The 22,473-nt window shown below is 65.6% G+C and carries 20 protein-coding genes; 11 read left to right on the top strand and 9 right to left on the bottom strand.

The features are described 5' to 3' along the window. Window positions 1-35: 35 nt before the first annotated feature. Complete coding sequence (secA, locus tag ACMV_RS12435) at window positions 36-2,768, bottom strand: preprotein translocase subunit SecA (protein ID WP_013640635.1); 2,733 nt, start codon at window positions 2,766-2,768, stop codon at window positions 36-38. 269 nt (window positions 2,769-3,037) lie between these two features. On the opposite strand from secA, the gene ACMV_RS12430 reads away from it, so the two are divergent. The 3 genes from ACMV_RS12430 to ACMV_RS12420 all read left to right on the top strand — a co-directional run bounded on the left by ACMV_RS12430 (window position 3,038) and on the right by ACMV_RS12420 (window position 5,932). Continuing rightward, window positions 3,038-3,973, top strand: coding sequence for a peptidylprolyl isomerase (locus tag ACMV_RS12430; protein WP_013640634.1), 936 nt, complete (start codon window positions 3,038-3,040; stop codon window positions 3,971-3,973). A gap of 10 nt (window positions 3,974-3,983) precedes the next feature. Further along, window positions 3,984-5,213, top strand: a complete 1,230-nt coding sequence (argJ, locus tag ACMV_RS12425) for a bifunctional glutamate N-acetyltransferase/amino-acid acetyltransferase ArgJ (RefSeq protein WP_007424747.1) — start codon at window positions 3,984-3,986, stop codon at window positions 5,211-5,213. 155 nt (window positions 5,214-5,368) lie between these two features. Further along, window positions 5,369-5,932: a fasciclin domain-containing protein gene (locus ACMV_RS12420; protein WP_007424746.1), complete on the top strand. Its 564-nt coding sequence runs from the start codon at window positions 5,369-5,371 to the stop codon at window positions 5,930-5,932. Between the two features lie 298 nt (window positions 5,933-6,230). On the opposite strand, the gene ACMV_RS12415 is transcribed toward ACMV_RS12420, so the two are convergent. The 4 genes from ACMV_RS12415 to ACMV_RS12400 all read right to left on the bottom strand — a co-directional run bounded on the left by ACMV_RS12415 (window position 6,231) and on the right by ACMV_RS12400 (window position 10,181). After that, window positions 6,231-6,920, bottom strand: a complete 690-nt coding sequence (locus tag ACMV_RS12415) for a GntR family transcriptional regulator (RefSeq protein WP_007424745.1) — start codon at window positions 6,918-6,920, stop codon at window positions 6,231-6,233. Between the two features lie 57 nt (window positions 6,921-6,977). Next, window positions 6,978-8,918 carry a peptidoglycan D,D-transpeptidase FtsI family protein gene (locus ACMV_RS12410; protein WP_035186808.1) on the bottom strand — a complete coding sequence of 647 codons (1,941 nt, stop codon included), beginning with the start codon at window positions 8,916-8,918 and terminating at the stop codon, window positions 6,978-6,980. Between the two features lie 3 nt (window positions 8,919-8,921). Continuing rightward, on the bottom strand, window positions 8,922-9,179 hold the full coding sequence (locus ACMV_RS12405; RefSeq protein ID WP_013640632.1) for a hypothetical protein: 258 nt from the start codon (window positions 9,177-9,179) through the stop codon (window positions 8,922-8,924). 213 nt (window positions 9,180-9,392) lie between these two features. Beyond that, on the bottom strand, window positions 9,393-10,181 hold the full coding sequence (locus ACMV_RS12400) for an IclR family transcriptional regulator (RefSeq protein WP_007424743.1): 789 nt from the start codon (window positions 10,179-10,181) through the stop codon (window positions 9,393-9,395). 270 nt (window positions 10,182-10,451) lie between these two features. Here ACMV_RS12400 and ACMV_RS12395 point away from each other — a divergent pair, with 270 nt between their 5' ends. From ACMV_RS12395 to ACMV_RS12380, 4 genes are read left to right on the top strand one after another with little or no spacing between them, the layout of a single operon-like run. Beyond that, window positions 10,452-11,483 (top strand): ABC transporter substrate-binding protein, encoded by a 1,032-nt coding sequence (locus ACMV_RS12395; RefSeq protein WP_007424742.1) that lies wholly within the window; start codon window positions 10,452-10,454, stop codon window positions 11,481-11,483. A 5-nt stretch (window positions 11,484-11,488) separates the two neighbouring features. Beyond that, window positions 11,489-13,003 (top strand): sugar ABC transporter ATP-binding protein, encoded by a 1,515-nt coding sequence (locus ACMV_RS12390; RefSeq protein WP_041665076.1) that lies wholly within the window; start codon window positions 11,489-11,491, stop codon window positions 13,001-13,003. 8 nt (window positions 13,004-13,011) lie between these two features. Next, complete coding sequence (locus ACMV_RS12385) at window positions 13,012-13,983, top strand: ABC transporter permease (protein ID WP_007421931.1); 972 nt, start codon at window positions 13,012-13,014, stop codon at window positions 13,981-13,983. Next, entirely contained in the window at window positions 13,980-14,966 is a 987-nt protein-coding gene (locus tag ACMV_RS12380) for an ABC transporter permease (RefSeq protein ID WP_013640630.1), read from the top strand. Before ACMV_RS12385 ends, ACMV_RS12380 begins: the two co-directional genes overlap by 4 nt. Before the next feature lie 319 nt (window positions 14,967-15,285). Here ACMV_RS12380 and ACMV_RS21985 read toward each other — a convergent pair whose 3' ends face one another. Further along, window positions 15,286-15,525, bottom strand: coding sequence for an RES family NAD+ phosphorylase (locus tag ACMV_RS21985; protein WP_197535784.1), 240 nt, complete (start codon window positions 15,523-15,525; stop codon window positions 15,286-15,288). Then, window positions 15,522-16,019: a type II RES/Xre toxin-antitoxin system antitoxin gene (gene parS / locus ACMV_RS12375; RefSeq protein ID WP_013640628.1), complete on the bottom strand. Its 498-nt coding sequence runs from the start codon at window positions 16,017-16,019 to the stop codon at window positions 15,522-15,524. The genes ACMV_RS21985 and parS overlap by 4 nt, the downstream gene beginning before the upstream one ends. A gap of 283 nt (window positions 16,020-16,302) precedes the next feature. Between parS and ACMV_RS12370 the strand changes: the two genes are divergently transcribed. Further along, window positions 16,303-17,436, top strand: a complete 1,134-nt coding sequence (locus ACMV_RS12370) for an ISAs1 family transposase (protein ID WP_013634879.1) — start codon at window positions 16,303-16,305, stop codon at window positions 17,434-17,436. Here the strand turns inward: ACMV_RS12370 and ACMV_RS12365 are convergent. Beyond that, a complete protein-coding gene (locus ACMV_RS12365) occupies window positions 17,414-18,145 on the bottom strand; it encodes an alpha/beta fold hydrolase (protein WP_013640627.1) in 732 nt (243 codons plus the stop codon). The genes ACMV_RS12370 and ACMV_RS12365 overlap by 23 nt on opposite strands. Window positions 18,146-18,274: 129 nt before the next feature. Here ACMV_RS12365 and ACMV_RS12360 point away from each other — a divergent pair, with 129 nt between their 5' ends. Beyond that, entirely contained in the window at window positions 18,275-19,192 is a 918-nt protein-coding gene (locus ACMV_RS12360; RefSeq protein ID WP_013640626.1) for a LysR family transcriptional regulator, read from the top strand. Between the two features lie 27 nt (window positions 19,193-19,219). Here ACMV_RS12360 and ACMV_RS12355 read toward each other — a convergent pair whose 3' ends face one another. Next, complete coding sequence (locus ACMV_RS12355; RefSeq protein ID WP_013640625.1) at window positions 19,220-19,693, bottom strand: Lrp/AsnC family transcriptional regulator; 474 nt, start codon at window positions 19,691-19,693, stop codon at window positions 19,220-19,222. Window positions 19,694-19,908: 215 nt separating this feature from the next. Here ACMV_RS12355 and ACMV_RS12350 point away from each other — a divergent pair, with 215 nt between their 5' ends. Both ACMV_RS12350 and ACMV_RS12345 read left to right on the top strand, forming a co-directional pair. Beyond that, window positions 19,909-20,925, top strand: a complete 1,017-nt coding sequence (locus tag ACMV_RS12350; RefSeq protein WP_013640624.1) for a 1-aminocyclopropane-1-carboxylate deaminase — start codon at window positions 19,909-19,911, stop codon at window positions 20,923-20,925. A gap of 37 nt (window positions 20,926-20,962) precedes the next feature. Continuing rightward, window positions 20,963-22,366 (top strand): M20/M25/M40 family metallo-hydrolase, encoded by a 1,404-nt coding sequence (locus ACMV_RS12345; RefSeq protein ID WP_081479249.1) that lies wholly within the window; start codon window positions 20,963-20,965, stop codon window positions 22,364-22,366. The last annotated feature ends 107 nt before the right edge of the window (window positions 22,367-22,473 follow it).

Genomic DNA, 22,473 nt, shown 5'->3' with positions numbered 1-22,473 from the left:
GCGGTGCGGCAAGAAGAGGCCGGAGCCGCATCCGATCAGGTCACCCTGCCGTGGCAGTATTTGTATTTCTTGCCCGAGCCGCATGGGCAGGCGGCATTGCGCGGCGTGGACGCCCAGGTCTCCGGTCGGTTGGGATCAACCGATTCGGCCCGGTAGGTGCTGACCGCCATCTCCGGCGCGAGCGTCGGCTGCGGTTCCGCCAGGGCGACGCCGTCATACGGGCCGCTGGCGGGATGGCTGGTGAACATCGATGCCGGATCGAAGGCGGGCGCCGGTGCCGTGGCCGGGTCGGAGCCGAGTTCAACATGTGCGAGCACCGACGAGACCTGTTCCTTCAGGTCCTCGAGCATCGCGGTGAACAGGGCGAAGGCCTCGGCCTTGTATTCGTTGAGCGGGTCGCGCTGGCCATAGGCGCGCAGGCCAATGCCCTGACGCAGATGGTCAAGCGCGAGCAGATGTTCCTTCCAGAGATGATCCAGCGTTTGCAGCAGGATCGATTTCTCGAGGAAGCGCATGAAATCCGGGCCGAAATTGGCGGCCTTGGCGGCCATGTGGGCCTCGACCGCCTCGCTGATGCGCTCGCGCAGATGGCTCTCGTCGATGCCTTCCTCGGCGGCCCAGTCGATGACCGGCAGCTCCAGGCCGAACACACGCTTCACGTCCTCGGCGAGTTCCGCGCTTTCCCACTGCTCGGCATAGGCCTTCTCGGGGATTCGCCGCTCGACCATCTGGGCGATCGTGTCGGCGCGCATTTCGCCGATCACATCGGCGACGCTTTCGGCGCGCATGAACTCGCGGCGCTGGGCATAAACCTCCTTGCGCTGGTTGTTCATCACGTCATCGTATTTGAGAAGGTTCTTGCGGGTGTCGAAGTTCCGCGCCTCGACCTTCTTCTGGGCCTTTTCGAGGGCCTTGTTGATCCACGGATGGATGATCGCCTCGCCGTCCTTGAGGCCGAGCTTCTCCAGCATCGGGCCCATCCGGTCGGAGCCGAAGATCCGCATCAGGTCGTCTTCGAGGGAGAGGAAGAAGCGCGAGGCGCCGGGGTCTCCCTGGCGGCCGGAGCGGCCGCGCAGCTGGTTGTCGACCCGGCGGCTCTCGTGCCGCTCGGTACCGATCACGAACAGGCCGCCGGCGGCATGGACGATGTCGTGCGCCGCCTCGATCTCGGCGCGGATCTCCGCCTCGCGTGCCGGGCGGGCGGATTCGGGCAGCCTTTCGAGTTCGGTCTTCAACCGCATCTCGAGATTGCCGCCGAGCTTGATGTCGGTGCCGCGGCCGGCCATGTTTGTCGCGATCGTGACAGCACCCGGCGCGCCGGCTTCGGCGACGATCGCCGCTTCCTGCTCGTGAAACCGCGCGTTCAGCACGGCGTGGGGAATTTTCCGGCTGTTGAGCAGGTTCGAGATGATCTCCGATTTCTCGATCGAGGTGGTGCCCACCAGCACCGGCTGCTGGCGCTGGCGGCATTCCTCGATCAGCGCGGCGACGGCCTCGTATTTCTCGTCGGCCGAGCGATAGACCTCGTCATCGCCGTCCTTGCGGGCGACGGGCACGTTGGTCGGGATTTCGACCACCGCGAGCTTGTAGATCTCGTCGAACTCGTCGGCCTCGGTCATTGCCGTGCCGGTCATGCCGGAGAGCTTGGGGTAAAGGCGGAAATAGTTCTGGAAGGTGATCGAGGCGAGGGTCTGGTTCTCGCGCTCGACCGTGACGTGCTCCTTGGCTTCCAGCGCCTGGTGCAGCCCGTCGGAATAGCGGCGGCCCTCCATCATGCGGCCGGTGAACTCGTCGATGATGATGACCTGGCCGTCCTTGACGATGTAGTCCACATCGCGGGTGAACAGCGTGTGCGCGCGCAGCGACTGGTTCGTGTGATGCACCAGCGAGACGTTGAAGACGTCGTAGAGATTGCCCTCGGTGAGCAGCCCGGCCTCGGAGAGCATCTGCTCGACCCGCTCGGAGCCGAGCTCGGTGAGGTTCACCGTCTTGAACTTCTCGTCCTTGTCGTAGGTCTCGGGGTCCTCGACAAGCTGCTTCACGATGCCGTCGACCTGGTTGTAGAGTTCGGTCGGCTCGTCGGAGGGGCCGGAGATGATCAGCGGGGTGCGGGCCTCGTCGATCAGGATCGAGTCGACCTCGTCGACGATCGCGTAATTGAAGTCGCGCTGCACCATGTCGGCCAGCGCGTATTTCATGTTGTCGCGCAGATAGTCGAAGCCGAACTCGTTGTTGGTGCCGTAGGTGATGTCGGCCGCGTAGGCCTCGCGCCGCGCATCGTCCTCCAGCCCGGGCACGATCACGCCGACGGACAGGCCGAGGAAGTTGTAGAGCTGGCCCATCCAGCCGGCGTCGCGTTTGGCGAGATAATCGTTGACGGTGACGACATGCACGCCCTTGCCGCTGAGCGCGTTGAGATAGACCGGCAGCGTGGCGACGAGCGTCTTGCCCTCGCCGGTCTTCATCTCGGCGATCTTGCCATCGTGCAGCACCATGCCGCCGATCAGCTGCACGTCGAAATGGCGCATGCCGAGCACGCGCTTCGCGGCTTCGCGGCAGACGGCGAACGCCTCGGGCAGCAGGCGGTCGAGGCTTTCGCCGGCGGCGAGGCGGTCGCGGAATTCGGAGGTCTTGCCCTGGAGGGCCGCATCATCGAGCGTGGCCAGGGCGGCTTCGTGGCCATTGATTTCGGCGATGCGGCGGCGATAGGCTTTCAGCGCGCGGTCGTTGCTGGTGCCGATGATGGCGCGGGCGATGCTTGAGAACATGTTGGAGCGAGCTTCCGGTCTATCCGCGAGTCTGAAACTGTCTGTCCCGAGTGGTCTGGGTGTGAAGGCAGCCCGCCCGCGCGCCATTCTGCGCGGCGGCCGGACTGCGGGCGCTGATCTGACATAAGAGTGTGCGCCGATCTGGTCAAATCAAGCATCGTTACGGGTGGGGGCATGGCCGCAAATGTAAGCGAAGCCGGAGGCGGGCGGGTTGCGGGCGATGCGCGCTTCAGTCATGGTGCGGCCGATTTCCACTAGGGACCAGCAGCATGAAGCGTTCTCTCTCAGGATATTCGGTCGGTTTCGCCTTCGCCGCGGTGATTGCGCTGGGGTTGGCCGGCCCTGCGCAGGCGGCCACCGGCGGCGATGCGGGTGCAACGGCACCGGCGGCCGCAACCAAGGCCCAGCCCGCCGCGAAGGCGCAGAAGGACACGGTTGTCGCGATCGTCGATGGCCATGACATCCACCTTTCGGACGTCGCCAAGGCGGCGCAGGATCTCCCGCCGCAGTTGCAGAACGCGCCGCCGCAGGAGCTTTTCCCGGTGCTTCTCAACCGCCTCGTCGATGAGCGCGCCCTGCTGGTCAAGGCCCGCAAGGCCGGCACCGCCAAGGATCCGAAGGTGGCCGCCGAAATGAAGGCGGCAGCGGACCAGGCGCTTGAACGCGCCTATCTCCGCGCGCTGGTCGAGCCGAAGCTGACGGATGCGGCGGTGAAGGCCTATTACGACTCGCATTACGTGAAGGCGAAGCAGCCCGAGGAAGTAAAGGCGCGGCAGATCCTGGTGAAGACCCAGCAGGAAGCCGAGAAGATCATCGCCCAGCTGGGCAAGGGTGCGAAGTTCTCCGCCCTAGCGAAGAAGTACAGCATCGATCCCGGCGCCAAGAACGGCGGCGAACTGGGCTGGTTCACCAAGGACGAGATGGTGAAGCCCTTCGCGGATGCGGCCTTTGCCCTGAAGCCGGGCACCTACACCAAGACACCCGTTCATTCGCAGTTCGGCTGGCATGTCATCGAGAGCCAGGGCAAGCGCGAGAAGCCGGTGCCGCCGCTGGCGGATGTGAAGGACCAGATCCGGCAGCAGATCACCAACAAGGCGGTCACCGCCGCGCTGGAGGATGCGCGCAAGGGGCTGGATATCAAGCTCTTCAATCCGGACGGCACGCCGGTGCAGGGCGGCGCTTCCGCCGCGCCCGCGAAGAACTGAGCGGGACGCCGTGGCGAAGGACCTGCCGGTATCGCCGCTGGCGGTGCCGTTGCCCGAGCTTCCGGCCATCGGCGGCGTGCGGTTTGCGACCGCCGCCGCCGGCATCCGTTACCGCGGGCGGGATGACGTGCTGCTCGCTTCCTTCGCGCCCGGCACGACGGTTGCGGGCGTCTTTACCCGCAACAAGTGTCCCGGCGCGCCGGTGACCTGGTGCCGCGACATCCTGCCCGGCGGAACCGCGCGGGGCCTCGTCGTCAATGCCGGCAACGCCAACGTCTTCAACGGCGCGGCAGGTGCGGCGGCGGCGCGGCTGAGCGCCGAAGCTGCGGCGCGCACGCTCGGATGCGCTCCGGAGCAGGTGTTCCTGGCGTCGACCGGCGTGATCGGGGAGCCGATGCCGGCGGAGCGGATCGTCGCGGTCATGGATGGGCTCGCCGCCGATCTGGCGCCGGAGCGCTGGGCGCAGGCCGCGCGCGCGATCATGACGACCGACACCTTTCCCAAGGCGTCGACCCGCACGGCGAAGATCGGCGGGGTCGAGGTGCGGATTTCCGGGATCGCCAAGGGCAGCGGCATGATCGCGCCCGACATGGCGACGATGCTCGCCTTCATCGTGACCGACGCGGCGGTGCCCGCCGCGACCCTGCAGGCGCTGCTCCGCCGCGGCGTCGGCCCCAGCTTCAATTCGATCACCGTGGATTCGGACACGTCGACGTCCGATACGGTGCTGCTGTTCGCGACCGGCGCGGCCGGAAATCCACCCGTCGAAGACGCGCGCGACCTGGCCGCCTTTCGCCGGGCGTTGAACGCCGTGCTGCATGATCTGGCCCTGATGGTGGTGCGCGACGGCGAAGGGGCGCGGAAACTGATCGAGATCAACGTCGCCGGCGCCGTCTCCGCGCGCTCGGCGCGGCGGATCGGGCTCGCAATCGCGAATTCGCCGCTGGTCAAGACCGCCGTGGCGGGCGAGGACGCAAACTGGGGGCGGATCGTCATGGCGGTGGGCAAGTCCGGCGAGCCGGCCGACCGCGACCGGCTGGCGGTGGCCGTCGGCGGCGTCTGGATGGCCCGCGACGGGCGGGTGGTCGAGGGCTACGACGAGGCGCCGGTGGTCGCGCATATGCGCGGGTCGGACATCCGTATCGATGTCGATCTCGGCTTGGGGCGCGGGCGCGGGCGGGTTTGGACCTGCGACCTCACGCATGGCTATATCGACATCAACGGCAGCTATCGCAGCTGATCTGCCGGCGGGGCGGCACGAATGGCCGCCTCGCACTCCTGTCCTCACGATCTCGTGACCGAGGAAATCTTTCCGCAACTCATCCGTTTGAATGCCCGCTGCGTAACCGGGGCATGAGATCGCCGCCGGCGATCGAGCAGAGGAGATAACGGACCATGAAACTCAGCCATCTGGCCCTGGGCAGCGCGCTTGCCCTCGCCGCCTGCGGCGCGGCCTTCGCCGCGATGACGAACGATTCGGTGATGGTCGGCGGCGCGCCGATGTATCCCACCCGGAACATCGTGCAGAATGCCGTGAACTCGAAGGACAACACGACGCTGGTGGCCGCCGTGAAGGCCGCCGGCCTCGTGAAGGCGCTCGAGGGCAAGGGGCCGTTCACCGTTTTCGCGCCGACCAACGAGGCTTTCGACATGCTGCCGAAAGGCACGGTCGCCACGCTTCTCGAGCCGAAGAACAAGGCGGAACTCACCTCGATCCTGCTTTATCACGTCGTCCCTGGTGACTTCACCTTCGACACCCTGCGCGCCGACATCGAAGGCCATGGCGGCATGGTGAAACTGCCCACCCTCGACAAGGGGCACGACCTCACCTTCCGGATGAACGGCCCGCACAATATCGAGGTCGTCGATGACAAGGGCAATGTGGCGCAGATCGAGACATACGACGTCAATCAGTCGAACGGCGTCATTCAGGTGATCGACCGTGTTCTGATGCCCTGAACCGGGTTTCCCGCGATCCGGCGGGGCCCCGCCCGGCCGGAATTCGAGCCAGCGGCATGCACGCCGCTGGCTCTTTTTTGATGCGAAACGCATCCGGATGTCTCCCGGGGCAGGCGCATCGTGGATCTGAATCGGCGAGCGGTCTTCTGCGGCAAGGGAATTTCACGAAGCTGGGGAGTGCCGCGGCTACCGGTTTGGAGCACCATCCGATCCATCCGGATCGGATGTAGTGCTCTATGATATTGATAATTAGAGCATCTTTATCCGATCAGATGACTCCATCTGATCGGATGATGCTCTAGCCGGGCGCGCGGAGAATGCGGGCACGGTAGGCGGCGCGGATATGGGCGCGGGCCTCGCGCTCGGCGCCGGCGGAATCCCGCGCGGCGATCCGCTCGACGACCGCGCGGTGCTCCGCGACGGAGTCGGCTCCGCGCCCCTGGACCGCGAGGGTGGTGCCGCCCAGCAAAGCGAGGGAGAGGCGCATGCTTTCGAGCATTCCGTTGAGGTAGCGGTTGCGCGCCGCGTTCCGGATCTGCCGGTGAAAGATGCGGTTGTTGGCCGCCAGCTCCTCGGGCCGGTCGACCAGCGCCGCGTCGCGCTCGACGAGGGCGGCCAAGAGCGAAATCTCCGCCTCGGTCGCGTGAAGCGCGGCGAGGCGCGCGGCGGTTCCTTCCAGGACCTCGCGCATTTCATAAAGCTCCGCCAGCTGGGTATCGTCGAGTGTCGCCACGATCGCGCCGTGATGGGGTTCGTGGACGACAAGCCCCTGATGCTCGAGGCGCTTCAACGCCTCGCGGACCGGCGTGCGGCTGATCCCGAAGCGTCGCGCGAGTTCGACCTCGCGGAGCCGGGCGCCGGGCGCGAACTCGCCGCCCTCGATGGCCGAGAGCAGGCTTTCATAGGCATCCAGGGAACTCGGCCGGCCGGCTGCCTTTGCGCCGGCCGGTTCCGTCCCACCCAGCTCGTGCTCACCGGCAGGCGTCATTCCGCACTCATACGCGACCGTGGTGAGGCCTCCAAGCCTGGCCCGCCGCCTTCCGCATCATGCGTGGGGGGCGGCGTCCCGCGTCGCGATGCGCTGGACGGTGGGCGGCGCGGCGGGCAGCGCCACGCCCGGCGTTGCCAGTTCGACACGTTTCAGGGCCTGCCGCGCCGCGAGCCGGTCCGGATGGCGCGGCGGCTTCCTGTGCGCGAGGATATAGGCGTAGGCATTGGCGCCGGGCGGAAACGGATGACCCGGGCCGAGCGCGGTGCGCCCCGGCGGAACGGGAGGGTCGAGCGGAATGTCGAACCGCCGGTTCACCTCGGCAAGCCGTGCGCCTTCCAGGGGGGCGATGCCGAGCATCGGGCCGATCCGCGCAATGATCCGCCCGACCGCCGGCGCGGCGACATAGCCGCCGGTGGTGAAGCCGTGCGAAAATCCGGCCATCTTCTTCGTCGGCCTCGGATGGATCACCAGCACGTAGATGACGTAGCGCGGATCGTCGGCCGGAAACACCGCCATGAAGGACGAGTTGTTGAGATGGTTCCGATAGCGGCCATCCCGGCCGACGACCTGCGCCGTGCCGGTCTTGCCGCCAACGCGATATCCCTTCACCCGCGCGTAGACGCCGGTTCCCGACAGCACGACGCCCCGCATCAGCCGCCTCATCGTTTCCGATACGCCCGGCCGCATGACCCGGACGCCCGTGCGCGGCGGCGCGCCGGGCCGGCGCGCGAGCAGCGTCGGGCGGAAGAGGATGCCGCCGTTCACGTCCGCGACCACGGCATTGACCAGCGTCAGCGGCGCCATGGCGATGCCGTTGCCGAAGCTCACCGTCATCGTCGTCAGCAGCTTCCAGGTATCGGCGGGATGCCAGATCGGCGGCTGGGCGCCGGTCATCTGGATCGGCGGCGGCTTGAAGAATCCCATCTTGCGCAGCCAGGCGCGCTGCAGTTTCGGCCCGAGGATGGTCGCGATCCGCGAGGCGCCGATATTCGACGAATACGCAAGGATCGACGGCATCGCCAGCCAGCGGTGCACCGGCTCGTAGTCGGTGATCGCGAAACCGTTCATGACGAGCGGATGGGTCGTGTTGAACTTGTCCCAGTAATGCATCAGCCCCGATTGCAGCGCCGCCGGCAGGGTCATCAGCTTCATCACGCTGCCAGGCTCGTAGTCGCCCGAGATGCAGCGGTCGAACAGGGTGTCGGCCGGCGCGTCGTGGTAATCGTTGGCGTTGTAATCCGGCAGGCTGACCATGGCGACGATCCGCCCGCTCATCGATTCCACGATTCCGCAGGCGCCGCGTGCCTTGTAGTCGCGCATGGCGCGCGCGACCTCGTGGTGGACGATGGCCTCCACCCGCAGGTCGATCGACAGGCGCAGCGGCTGGCCGGGCTTGCTCAGCAGCCGCTTGTCGTAATAGGCCTCAACTCCGGAAAGGCCGTGCTGGCCCGGGGTGACGCCGCCCAGGATATGCGCGGCAAGGTCGCCCTGCGGATAATGCCGCTGCCAGGTTCTCTGGAAATACAGGCCGGGAATGCCGAGCCGGTTCACCGCGAGCTCCTGCGTGGCGGTGAGGTGCCGGGAGATATAGACGAATCCGTAATGCTTCATGCCGAGCCGGCGCGCCGTCGATCTGACGTCCAGGCCCGCGATCTTCCTGGCCAGCGCCCTGGCGTCGCGCCACGGATGGCGAATCTGGCGCGGATCGGCATAGAGCGAGGCGCCGGGCAGCGAGACGGCCAGCAGCCGCCCATTGCGATCGAGAATGGCGGCGCGGTCCGGTTCCAGGGGTCTGGTGCTCAGGTCGGGCCTGAGCGCCGAGAGCGCCGCCTGGTTCGGCGGAAGCGGATCGATGACCGTGGCATCGGTCAGCTTCACCGCGACCGCCACGAACAGCACGACGAATCCGGCGGCGCCGAGGCGCATCCGCCGCCGGAACCGGCGCGCCCAGCCGGACGTCGCGGACTCGCCGGAAGCAGGCGGTCTCGGCGTCATCGCTCACCGCGAGGTGAAGAAGTCACAATAGCCTCGCGCCCCCACGAGACCCGCGACGACCATGCAGTTTCCGGTCGGCGCCCCCGGGTGTGCGGGTTCGTAGAACTGGCATACGGCGCAATCGGCGCCGCCCGGCCCCGGATGCGGCACGTAGCGGGCGCTGGCCTTCGACTGCATGTCGGCCGCGGCGAAAGAGATCGGCAGTCCCCGCAACGCCCAGCCAGAGCGCCCCTGCGGCGCGGTCCCGGCATCTGCCCCCATGTTCGGCATCCTCGCAAATCCATCCCGCGGGCGGCCCCAATGCGCCCGCGCGCCGCGAGTGTAGCCCGAACTCGTCAAAAACGATCATCAAATATATGATATTAAATAATATTCCCGGCCAGTTCGGAAATTCCGGCAGCCGGGCCGCGAAACCGGCCTGCCTTGGGGCGGGGCATTGTCCGGCGGCGGTGCTCCGGGCGGGCGCGGGGGCGATCAGACCGGGCAGTTGGAGAAGGCGAGGTCGCGCGAAATCCGTTCCGCGGCGCTTCTGACCTCGGGCGCCAGCGCGGCGACGCGATCGTCATTCATGCGAACGGCTGGTGCGGTCACGCTGACGCTGGCGACGGGATGGCCCTGCCGGTCGAAGATCGGCGCCGCGACGCAGACGATGCCTTCCTCATGCTCCGCGCGGTCGAACGCGACGCCGTCGCGGCGGATCCGCTCGAACTCCGCGCGCAGGCCGGCCCGCGACGTGATGGTGCTCGGCGTATGGCGCGTCAGGGTGAGGCGGGCGAGGACATCGTCGCGCTCGGCGGCGGGAAGATGCGCGAAAATCGCCTTGCCCACGCCTGTGCAGTACAGCGGCCCGCGCCGCCCGATCGAGGAAAACAGCCGCAGCGCCTTCGGACTTTCCCGCTTGTCGACATAGATGATCTCGATGTCGTCGCGCACGGCGACGTGCACCGTCTCCTGCGTGCTGTGCCACAGCGCGTCGACATGGCGGGCAGCCACCTGCCGCAGGTCGATCGAGTCCCAGGCGCGGCTGGCGAGTTCCAGCAGGCCGAGCGCCGGCCGATAGGTGCGGTCGGGCGAATGATGGCGGACCAGCCCGGCATCGGCGAGTTCGCGCAGCAGCCTGTGCAGCGTCGCCTTCGGCAGGCCGGTCCGCTCCAGCAGGGCGTTGAACCCGGCGGGCGGCTCGGCGAGGCTGACGGCACGCAGCAGCGCCAGGGCCTTGGCAACGCTCGATGACGCCTCGTTGGCGGGAGTGTCGATCCTCATGGGGCCTTCAGCGTAGAGCGGGACGTTGCGCTGTCAATTCGCTAACCCCCCCCCCTTGGTTGCAAAAAACCGAATTTATCCGCAGCGGCCAGAACGGGCTGCGAAATCCCCGCCATTCGCGGCGGCATCCCGGGCCGTGGCGCCGATGTCCGATCCGCATTTGACAGCTTGTAACAGCCCGCTTAGCATGAATATAGAACTAAGTTCCATTATACGGAACTACAACGGCCAACCGGCCCGATAACGCCGAAGAGAGCGAATGGAGGGGACATGAAGACCAGAACGATATTGCTTGCGGCCACGTGCATCGGCGCTGCCATGCTGACGGTCGCATCCGCACAGGCGGCGAAGCAGACTGCCGCGCAGATGATCCTGGGAACGTCGAAGGCGGTGTGTGTGAACCCGCACCCGAGCCACGCGAAGCTGTCGAGCCTCGTGGTCGGCTTCTCCCAGTCGCAGGGCAACCAGAACCCGTTCCGCGCCGAAGAGACGCGGTCGCTGCGGGAAGCCGCGCATCAGGTGCACGCGAAGCGTTACATCTACACCAACGCGCATTCCAACGAGGCGAAGCAGGTCGCCGATGTCGAGAGCATGATCAACCAGGGTGCGCAGGCCCTGGTCATCGCGCCGCTCAACTCGACCGGGCTGCAGCCGGCCTTCGCCCAGGCGGTCGCGAAACATATCCCGATCATCACGATCGACCGCGAGACGGCCGGAACCCATTGCTCCGACTTCCTGAGCTTCGTCGGGTCGGATTTCTACAACCAGGGTGTGATCGACGGCCGCGAACTGGCCAAGGCGACGGGCGGGCACGCCGTGATCGCCGAGATCCAAGGCGCCTACGGCAATTCGGTGGAAACCGCGAGAACCAAGGGCTTCGCCGCCGCGATATCGAAATATCCCGGCATGAAGGTCATCGCCGCGCAGACCGGCAACTGGTCGACGACCGACGCGCAGAAGGTGGTCAGCCAGATTCTGCTCGCGCATCCCGATGTCAACGCGATCTACACGCAGAGCGACACGATGGCCTACGGCGCCATCACCGCCCTGCGCGACGCCGGCAAGAAGCCGGGGCAGGTCAAGATCGTGACCATCGACGGCACCAAGCAGGGCGTGCAGGACATCGTCTCCGGCTGGATCTATGCCGATGACGAGACCAATCCGCGCTTCGGGCCGATCGCCATGCACGAGATCCAGAACTGGCTCGACGGCAAGCCGGTGCCGCAGAAGATCACGATCCGCGATCATCTCTACACGCCCGCCAATGCCAAGGCGGCGCTGGCCAGCGGCGTTCCCTACTGACGCCCATGTCTGTGCCGGTTCTTGAAACGGTCGCCGTTTCAAGGCGTTTCGGTGCGGTGCGGGCGTTGGAGGGGGTGTCGCTGACGCTCAATGCCGGCGAGGTGCATGGACTTGCCGGCGAGAACGGCGCCGGCAAGTCGACGCTGATCAAGCTGCTGACCGGGTTCCATCAGCCTGACGACGGAACGATCAGGCTGGGCGGCGCGGCGGTGCGGTTCGACTCCCCCCGCACCGCCCAACGCCACGGCATCAGCGCCGTCTACCAGGAGATCAACCTGATCCCCGAACGGGACGTGGCCGAGAACCTCTTCCTCGGCCACGAGCCGAGGCGGTTTGGCTGGCTGATCGACCGGCGCCGGATGGAGGCGGAGGCGCAGTCGCTGCTGGCGCGCTACGAGTTGCGCATCGACCCGCGGGCGCGGCTCGGCACGCTCGGGCTCGGGCTCCAGCAGATGGTCGCGATCGCCCGCGGCATCCGGCTCGGCGCGAAGGTCGTCATTCTCGACGAGCCGACCTCCGCGCTCACCGGCGGCGAGGTCGAGACCCTGTTCCGCGTGGTCGACCGGCTGAAGGCCGAGCGCATCGCGATCCTGTTCGTCAGCCACCGGCTGTCGGAATGTTACCGGCTGTGCGACCGCTTCTCGGTGCTGCGCGACGGCCGCCTGGTCGCCAGCGCGCCGGCCGCCGACCTGCCGCGCCAGGCGCTGATCGCCGCGATGCTGGGGCGGAGCGCGGAGACGCTGCAGCGCCAGCACGCGCCGCGCGCGGCGGCTTCGGGCGCCCCGGCGCTGGCCGCGCGCCATCTCACCTGGCGCAACCGGGTGCGGGACGTGTCCTACGAGGTCATGCCCGGCGAGGTGGTCGGCCTGGCCGGCCTGCTCGGCTCCGGCCGCACCGAGACGATGAAGGCGAGTTTCGGGATCGAGACGCCGGGTGCCGGCACGGTCGAGGTCGGCGGCCGGCCGCTGCCCGCCCCCGCGCCGGAGCGGTCGATTGCCGCCGGCCTCGCCTTCCTGTCGGAAGACCGGCGGGCGGAGGGGATCTTTCCGAAGCTCTCGGTCGCCGAGAACCTGACGGCCTGCGCGCTGCGGCGCATCTCCCGCTACGGCTTCGTCTCCCGCCGCCGGCAGGCCGAAATGGTGGCCGAGTTCGTCCGCCTGCTGGGGATCAAGACGGCGGGCGCCGAAGCGCCCATCACCTCGCTTTCGGGCGGCAACCAGCAGAAGGTCCTGCTGGCCCGCTGCCTCGCCACCGACCCGCGCGCCATCATGCTCGACGACCCGACGCGGGGGATCGATGTGGGCGCCAAGGCCGAGGTGCATGACGCGATCCGCCGCCTGGTCGAGCGCGGCCTCGGTGTGCTGGTGACGTCTTCGGAAATGGAGGAGCTGATGGTGCTGGCCGACCGGCTGGTGATCCTCGACGAGGGACGTGTCGCGGACACGATGGAAACCGCCGGCGCCGGCGTGCAGGACGTGCTCGACCGGCTGGCCGCCCCGCACGAGCGGGCGGGAGCATGAGCGCCGTCATGAACAGGCCGTCCCGCCTTGCCGGGCTTGCGGCGCGCGCCGGCCACGACACGCCGGCGGCGATGCTGCGCGCGCAGAGCGTCTACATCGCCTTCGCCCTGCTGGTGATCGTCGACCTGATCTTCACGCCGGGGTTCCGCAACCCGATCGTGATCCGCAACCTGCTGTTCCAGGCCGCGCCGATCATCCTCATCACGCTCGGGCAGAGCCTGGCGATCGGCACGCGGGGGATCGACCTGTCGGTCGGCTCGTCGATGGCGCTCGCCGCATCGGTGATGGCCCTGGCGCTGCCGGGCGGCGCGGGTGTTTCCGTCGTCGCGGCGCTGGGCACCGGCCTCGCGGTGGGCCTGCTGAACGGCGCGCTCATCGCCTTCCTCGACATCAATCCGCTGATCTCGAGCCTGGCGCTGCTGGTCACCGCCCGCGGCCTGGCCGAGGCGCTGCTGGACGGATCGCGCGTGTCGCTGCCCACGGGCGGGGTGTTCGACTGGCTCGGCATCGGCGCCGTGTCGCTGGTGCCGATGGTCGCGATCATCGCCCTCGCGCTGGCCGCCACGGTCGCCCTCGTCGTGCGCACCACCGTCTTCGGGCGCAGCCTCGTCTTCATCGGCGCCAACCAGGCGGCGGCGGTGATCGCCGGCATCAAGGTGCGGCGGACGCTGTTCGCCGTCTATGCGGCGAGCGGCCTGCTTGCGGGGCTTGCCGGCCTGTTCGCCGCCGCCCGGCTCGGCGCGGCGGATCCCAACTATATCGGGCTGAATTTCGAGCTTGACGCGATCGCCGCGGCCGTGATCGGCGGCACGCCGCTCTCCGGCGGCCGGGTCTCGATCGCCGGCGGCGTCTTCGGCGTCCTGCTGCTACAGGTCCTGGGAGCGAGCTTCATCATGAACGACATCAATTTCAGCTACGCGCAGATCCTCAAGGCGGCCTTCATCGTCGCCGCGCTGTACCTGCAGCGGGCCGGCGGATGAGCGGCGCGCCAGCCGCCGGTGCGGGCATCGCAGCACCGGACACCGAACGCCGCGCGCGGATCATCGCGCTGATCCGGTCGCGCGGCGCCATCGTGGTCCTCGCCATCGCCGCGATCATCGCCAGCGCGGTCTTCCCGTATTTTGCGACGGTCAACAATTTCGAGAATATCGGCGTCGCGGCGAGCTTCGTCGGCCTGGTGACGATCGGCCAGACCTTCGTGATCATTCTCGGCGGGTTCGACCTGTCGGTCGGCTCGGTCATCGGCCTCGGCTCGGTGCTGGCGGCCTATGCGGTGCCCTATGGCTGGGTGCCCGCCCTGCTGGTGCCCTGCCTGGCGGGCGCGGCGGTCGGGCTGATCGACGGGCTGCTGATCGCCCGCGCCGGCATGGCGCCGTTCATCGTCACGCTCGCCGCCCTGCTCGGCGTGCGCGGCCTCGACCTCGTCCTGGCCAGGAGCAGCATGGTCATCCTCCACCCCGGCCTGTTCGGCCAGATCGCCAACGGCACATTGCTCGGGGTCGGCAACCTGATCTGGATCCTGCTCGCCGGCTTCGCGCTGGCGGCGCTGGTGCTGAACCGGTCGCGCTTCGGCGTCGCCGTGTTCGCGATCGGCGGCAACGAGGAGGCGGCGCGGATGCTCGGCGTCCCGGTCGCCACCGTCAAGGTCGCGACTTACGTGCTGTCGGGCACGCTGGCGGGCCTCGCCGGCGCGCTGCTGGGCGCGCATCTCTCCTCCGGCCTGTCGACGGCGGGGCAGGGCGACGAACTGCGCTCGATCGCCGCCGCCGTCATCGGCGGGGTGCTGCTGACCGGCGGCGTCGGCACCATGGCCGGCGCCCTCTCGGGCGTGCTGCTGCTCGGCGTCATCGAGAACGTAATCGACCAGATCGGCAATCTCAGCTCGTATTACCAGAACCTCGCCTCCGGCCTCTTCCTGCTGATGGCCGTCCTGATCCAGACTGGGCTGGTGCGGAAGCGGTGATAGGCTCCGCTGTCCCGACGCTGGACTCAGCGCCCTGCGCAGGCCCGGGAATCAGGGGCTGGCTGGCGGTGGAGGCGCGGGTCGGGCGCAAAGCGCTCTTGATGCCTGATCGTATAGCCGGACTAGTCTGCTTCTCCGAGGAAGATCAGATTCCAGCTATACGTCGACACGGTGCTCGGGATCAGAAAACACCGATGTTGCCTCAACAGTTCGTCCCCGAATTTCTGCTGGCCAGCCGACGGTATACCCGGACGAAGTCAGTTGGGGTTTGGAACCATGCGGCGGTCCACAACGTAAACCTGCGCCGGGTCGTCCACGGTTATTGCCGTGAGCGTGTGGGGGATGTGTCGAGTATGCCAAATCCCTTGTGCACGGCGACCTCGAGAATCGCGGTCGCCGGATATAGCGAATAATAGACTGCGCGCACGCCTCTGCTGTTCCAGCGCCCTCCGCCGAGGTGGGCGCCTTCGCCGTTATCCCAACTGGCCGCATACACCTCCTGGTCAATGCGCCACGCTACAAGCCCGGTCCCTCCAAGGGCGGCCGGCAGTGGCGTCATGTGTAAACGCCGTATTCGAGGCGCGTCAGATAATCCTCCACGAGTGTTACTCCAGCAGGTGTTTCGAGAAGATCGATTGGTCGGCGCCGATCGAGGCCGATCACCGGCTCCTCAAGCCACTGCTCCGCCCGAAGCTGTGAGCCGAAGACGTCGGTTGCCCTGGACAGGATCTCGGCAAACTTCCATGCCCGGCCGTTTTGCTCTCGGCTTAGCGACTTTGCTTGCGTCTCCCTCAATCGCTGGTAGGTGCGGAGGCTCATCCCAATCGCCTTTGCCAGCGAATCCATCTTGCGGATAAGAGTGAGTTGCGCAAGCAAATGATCAAGCGCCGTGGCCGGTAGCCCCTTGAAAAGTAGCTCATGAGCCTCAATAGGGCCGGTGTTGCGCAGCGAAAAAGCGCGCGGGCCGCCGAACAGCGCGGTTACCTTCTGTAGGGACTCGCCGCAATCAGGGTCGGTTGGCTTTCGATCGTCGCAGTCATGATCGACCTCCATGCGTCATGTGTCATCTATTAATATGACAGATGGCGCTAGCAATCTCAAGGATGCATTTTGAGTACCGCCCATGCTGAACGAGCCGGAGCCCGATCAATCCTTCGGTAGGATAGGCAGTGATCTGCAGAACTCTTCGATCAAAGGGATGAGTTGTTCAGCGGCCTCCAGCATTAACAAATGCCCAGTGCTCGGCAGCAGGGGCTACGCATGAAAATTTCGGGCATAGTTGACGGCATGGAATCGGGTGTGATTCGGGGAGTCTCCTTGAGATTGGGAGACGTGCATGTCGGTGAGGCGGCTTGTGGAGGAATTTTCGGCGTTGGAAGACCCCCGCTGCGGCGGCAAGGTTGAGCACCGGCTAATTGATATTCTGGTGATTGCGGTGTGCGCGGTGATTGCCGGGGCGGAAAGCTGGGAGGATATGGCACTGTATGGCCGTAGCAAGCAGGAATGGCTGGGCACGTTTTTGGCGCTGCCGAACGGCATTCCATCGCACGACACCTTCCGGCGTGTGTTCATGCTGATCGATACCGGGCGTTTCGAGGCATGTTTCGAAGCGTGGGCGCGCTCATTCGGGACGACTTTGGACCGGGAAGTGGTGGCGATTGACGGGAAAACGATCCGCGGCTCGTTTGATCGCAGCCGGGACCAGGCGGCGCTTCACGTTGTGAGTGCATGGGCGAGTGATCGGGGGCTGGTGCTCGGCCAGCGTCAGGTCGGCGACAAATCGAACGAGATCACCGCGATCCCGGAATTGCTGGATGTGCTGGACATCAAGGGCGCCATTGTCACGCTGGACGCGATGGGGTGCCAGCGAGCCATCGCGTCCAAAATTCTCGAGCGGGGTGCTGATTATCTCGTCACCCTCAAAGCAAACCAGGGGAAGAAACACAGCGCCGTGCAGGAGTATTGCGCAACCACCTGCTTCAGCCGCTCACCCGTTGATCGGCCGGTGCATGACGAATTCGATGATGGTCATGGTCGTCTTGTTCGGCGCCGGGTGTTCGTCTGTCCGGACGCCGTAGCGCTGGAACCGCTGCGCGACTGGCCGGGGTTGAAGAGCGTTCTGGCCGTGGAAACCATCCGCGGCGTCAACGGATCCGGCAAGATCGAAGCCGAAATCCGCTACTTCCTGTCCAGCAGCGACGATCAACCCGAAATCCTGGCGAAAGCGATCCGTCAACATTGGCAGATCGAGAACAGCCTACACTGGGTGCTCGACGTCACCTTCAACGAAGATCACTGCCGGATCCGGGATCGCAACGCCGTCCAGAACTTCTCCCTGCTTCGCAAGATCGCAATCAACCTCGTTCGCCGCCATCAGGCATCAAAGGCCAGTCTCAAGGGGCGCCGCAAAATGGCCGCCTGGGATAACCGTTACATGGAGCAAGTGCTCACCGGCTTCTTTCATGCGTAACCCCTGTGCTCGGCAGCACGCGCATTGCCGCTTGCGGAACACGAGTTAGCAATTCCACCTGAAGAAGTGCTGGGCTATCTACGCGATCGCTTTCGCCGACAATGACGATGACGGGTACATTGATGATACCGACCTGGCCGGTGATATCTTCCAGACTAGTTGCTTTCGGCCAGGCGATCTTTGCCGGCGGCGCGCCGCGCAAGCTATCCGCGATCACCTGCTCGCGATCCTCTGCCGAGAGAGGCCGTGCTGTCAGCACGTTGTCTATGGTCGCCTCCACGGTTGCGCGGGTGGTGTATGCCCCCGCCATCATCTCTCGCGCTTCGTCCGGCATGGCCATGGGCTGGGGCGGAGAAGGAGCCACAAGAACGAGGCCGACCAGCCCGGCAGGCCGGCGCGATGCCATGAGCTGAGCCACCTTGCCGCCCATTAAATGGCCGACCAGCACATAGCGCCGCAACTTCAGCGCCTCGATGACACCTTCCGCGTCGGCCGCGAGATCCGTCAGGGCATACCCGTCATTTGGCGCGTCGGATTGTCCCCATCCGCGATTGTCGATGGCAACGGTATGAAAGGCGGGAGCCAAGCCGGTTGTGACGTGTTTCCAGGTACGGCTTGAACCGCCCCAGTAATGCAGGAAGACAAGGGCTAGCTCGCCATCGCCCTGCTCTTCGACATGAAGCACTATCCCGTTCGTGGCGACTTTCATCGTCGATCTCCTTTCTAAGCCAGTCTGAGCGACCGGACACGGATCAGAGATTAGGCTTTATAAGAACGCGCCATAATTGCCTCAATCTTATCTGCATCTGATAATGAGATTATCGAATGGGGGACGAGGATGGATCGGCTGGTCAGTATGTCGGTGTTTGTAGCTGCGGTTGAGGAGGGCAGTCTTGTCGGGGCCGGCAGGCGGTTCGGCCTGTCGCCATCTATGGCGGGGAAACATGTCTCCGCGATCGAGGATCAACTTGGGGTACGCCTACTTCAGCGCAGTACGCGAGTGCTGAAGCTGACAGATGTGGGGCAAGCGTACTTCAAGCGGTGCAAGCTCATACTGGAAGACTACGAGGACGCAAATCGGGAGGCCCAGCGGGCGCACCAGACGGTGCGGGGCGTGCTACGTGTTGCTGCACCGACAACCTTTGGCGCGATACACCTTGGTCCCGTGGTCGCAAGATATCTGGCTGCGTATCCCGAGGTTACAGTCGAGACCACGCTCAGCGACCGCTATGTCGATCTGCTGATGGAAAGCATCGATGTGGCCATTCGCATCGGCCGGCTTAAGGATTCCGACCTCGTGGCCCAACGGCTTGCCCCGTGCCACATGGTATTCTGTGCGGCCCCGTCCTTTCTGGCGCGCCATGGTGTGCCGAAAACCGTGGAACAGCTCCGTCAGGCCCCGCGAGTGGCATTCACCGAAGCCGTTTCCGCCGGTGACTGGACGCTAACGGATCCAAGTGGCCGTACCCACCTTATCGATGGCCCGCTGCGACTAGCGGTGAACAATATGCAGATGCTATTGGCTGCGGCATTGGCGGGAATAGGTGTAGCATACGGGCCGAGCTTCGTGTTCGGCGAATCCATCGCTTCTGGGACGCTGCAGATTCTGATGTCCCAGCATAAGACATCGGAGCTAGCGATTCATGCCATCTACCCGACGAAGCGGCACGTCTCTCTGAAACTTCGTCGATTCATCGAGCATCTGCAGGCGAGCTTCGGAACTGCGCTGACTTTGGACCCAGCACACCGGATTTAGGCGTACACCGGTGCGCCTTTAACTGTCTCATTCACATCCGATATCCAGCGGGCCGCTATCCTTGACTTCCTTCATCACGAAAAAGGTGCGCGCCTGGCGCACGCCTGGGAGGGCGATCAGCGTTTCGGCGTGGAGGCGGTTGAAGTCGGGAAGGTCCCTGACACGGATTTTTAGCAGATAGTCAAAATCGCCAGCGACCAGGTGGCAATCGAGAACCATCTTGAGGCCCATTACCGCCTGTTCGAACATCGCGAAACTTTCCGGGGTGGAGCGGTCGAGGACGACGCCCACCAAGGCGACCGCACCGAGGCCGACCCGTGACGGCGCGATCATCGCGCGCACGCTGCCGATATAGCCCTCGGCAAAGAGACGCTGTGTCCGGCGGTGACACGTGGCGGGGCTGACATTCACCTGGTTCGCGAGGTCAATGTTGGACAGTCTCCCGTCGGCCTGGAGCAGGCGCAGGATTTCAAGGTCGATGCGGTCTAGGTCATGACTCATGATTTCTCCCGGAAAGCCACCGAAAAGTGAAAGAATCCGCCGAAACAACGTAGCATGACAAGAAAACAAGGAAAAAAAATAACAAAAATAGAAAGCACATTTCTCGGGAACCTGGATAGGCTGAGATCAGAAACACGACTGGAATCAACGGCTTTCGCAAATATCGGTGCAGCCGTCGCGGCCCGGATCGTTGCGGCGGAGGCCGGGGGAATGGCATGAATCTGGACAAGTTCGAGCGCTACAGACTCACTTTCGGGCCGACGCCGGTCGAACCGCTGCCGCGCCTGTCGCAGGCGCTGGGCGGGGCGGTTGAAATCTGGGCGAAGCGGGATGACTGCAACTCCGGCCTCGCTCTGGGCGGCAACAAATTACGCAAGCTCGAATATATTATCCCCGACGCGATCGCCAGCGGCGCGGATACGCTAGTCTCGATCGGCGGGGTGCAGTCAAACCACACGCGGATGGTGGCGGCGACGGCGGCGAAACTCGGCATGAAATGTGTCGTGATTCAGGAAAGCTGGGTCCCGCATAACGACGCTGTGTATGACCGCGTCGGCAACATCCAGCTGACACGGCTGATGGGGGCGGACAGCCGGATCGTCGAGGACGGATTCGATATCGGCATCCGGCAAAGCTGGGAGGATGCGCTGCAATCGGTCCGGGATGCGGGCGGGGTGCCTTACGCGATTCCGGCCGGCGCCTCGGTGCATCCGCTCGGCGGTCTCGGCTATGTCGGCTTCGCCGAAGAAGTGCGCGCGCAGGAGCGGGAGCTCGGATTCAGTTTCGATTACGTCATCGTTTGCGTGGTCACCGGTTCAACCCAAGCGGGCATGATCGTCGGCTTTGCGGCGGACGGGCGGGCGGATCGGGTCATCGGGATCGACGCTTCGGGAACGCCGGAGCGGGTGCGCGAGCAGGTGCGCGGGATCGTCGACAACACGGCGAGCCTAGTTCAGCTGGGGCGGCGGGTCGAAGACCGGGAAATCGTCATTGTCCCTGATTATGCCTATCCGGCCTATGGCGTGCCAAGCGAAGCGACCAACGACGCCATCCGCCTCGCCGCGCGCACCGAGGCGATGATCACCGATCCGGTCTATGAGGGAAAATCCATGCAGGGCATGATCGATCTTGTTCGCAAGAGGGTCTTCCCGGCGGGATCGCGGGTGCTCTACGCACATCTGGGCGGGGCGCCCGCGCTGAACGGATACAGCTACACCTATCGGAATGGATGAGTCAGGGAGGATGGCATGACTAACGGGGGGCTAGTCGGTGGGTAGCCGCGACGGGGCGGTAATGCGCGCGGCCGGGCTGTTCGACTCGGGTACGTTTCGCGAGCGCCTCGCCGAACTGGTTGCCGTGCCGAGCACGTCGCAGGATGCGACATTCGCGCCGGACGTCGCACGTTATCTGGCGGCGCAGATGACGCCATGGCTCGAGCGGCTGGGCTTCACGGTTGCCATCCATCCAAATCCGGAGCCTGCATTCGGACCGATTCTGGTGGCGGAACGGATCGAGGATCCGGCCCTGCCGACGGTGCTGACGTACGGCCATGGTGATACGGTGCGCGGACTCGACGAGCAATGGCGCGAGGGGCTGGCACCATGGCGGCTGACCGTGGAGGGCGATCGCTGGTACGGGCGCGGCACGGCGGATAACAAGGGCCAGCACGCGATCGACCTCGCCGCGCTGGAGGTCGTGATCGCCGAACGGGACGGGCGGCTCGGTTTCAATGTCCGCATGGTCATCGAGACCAGCGAGGAATGCGGCTCGGTGGGGCTGCACCGCTTCGTCGGCACGCATCGCGATGCGTTGAAGGCGGATGTGCTGATCGCCTCCGACGGGCCGCGCGTCCGACCGGACGTGCCCACGATCGCGGCCGGCTCGCGCGGGACCTATCATTTCGACCTCGTCTGCGCTCTGCGCCCGGGCGGGGTGCATTCCGGCCATTGGGGCGGATTGGCACCCGACCCCGCCGTAATCATGGCGCATGCGCTGGCATCGATCTGCGATCGTCATGGCCGGATACTTGTGCGCGGCTGGCTGCCGGCGGGCGGGGTACCGGCGGAGGTGCGCGCGGCACTGAAGGACTGCCCGGTGGGAGACGGAACCACCCGCGCAGTCGGGCCGGAATGGGGCGAACCGGGCTTGACCGACGCCGAGAAAATCTATGGCTGGAACAGCTTCATCGTCCTTGCGATGATTTCGGGACGGCCTGAAAACCCGGTAAATGCAGTCGCACCAGACGCCCGGGCGCATTGCCAGATCCGCTATACTGCGGATTCCGATCCGGCTGATTTCGCACCGGCATTGAGACGGCATCTGGACGAGGTCGGGTTTCCCGATGTAGCCATCGAGAACGCGGGGATGCGGATGGCGGCGAGCCGGACCAATCCCGCATCGGTCTGGATACGCTTCGCGGCGGAGAGTTTCAGGCGGAGCCTGGGACGCAACGTGCAGGTGATTCCGAACATGTCGGGCGGGCTGCCGGGCGATGCGTTCGTCGATCACCTCGACGTGCCGCTGGTATGGATCCCGCACAGCTACAATGGTTGTAGCCAGCATGGCCCAGACGAACACATGCTGGCGCCGATGGCGCGCGAGGCCCTTATCGGCTTTGCCGGATTGTGGTGGGATCTTGGCGAGGGTAGTGCGCCGCCGAAAAAAGCCGATTGAAAAGGAATAATGAATGGTCACCGGGGAGGTTTGTCAGAATGGCAAAATGAAACTAACGTCGATGTCGGTGGCGCGCACGTCACAGCACACGGAAACGAGTCCCCGGA

Origin of the sequence: Acidiphilium multivorum AIU301 (genome assembly GCF_000202835.1) — a bacterium.
GTDB lineage: Bacteria > Pseudomonadota > Alphaproteobacteria > Acetobacterales > Acetobacteraceae > Acidiphilium > Acidiphilium multivorum.
This window is presented reverse-complemented; position numbering and strand designations above follow the sequence as displayed.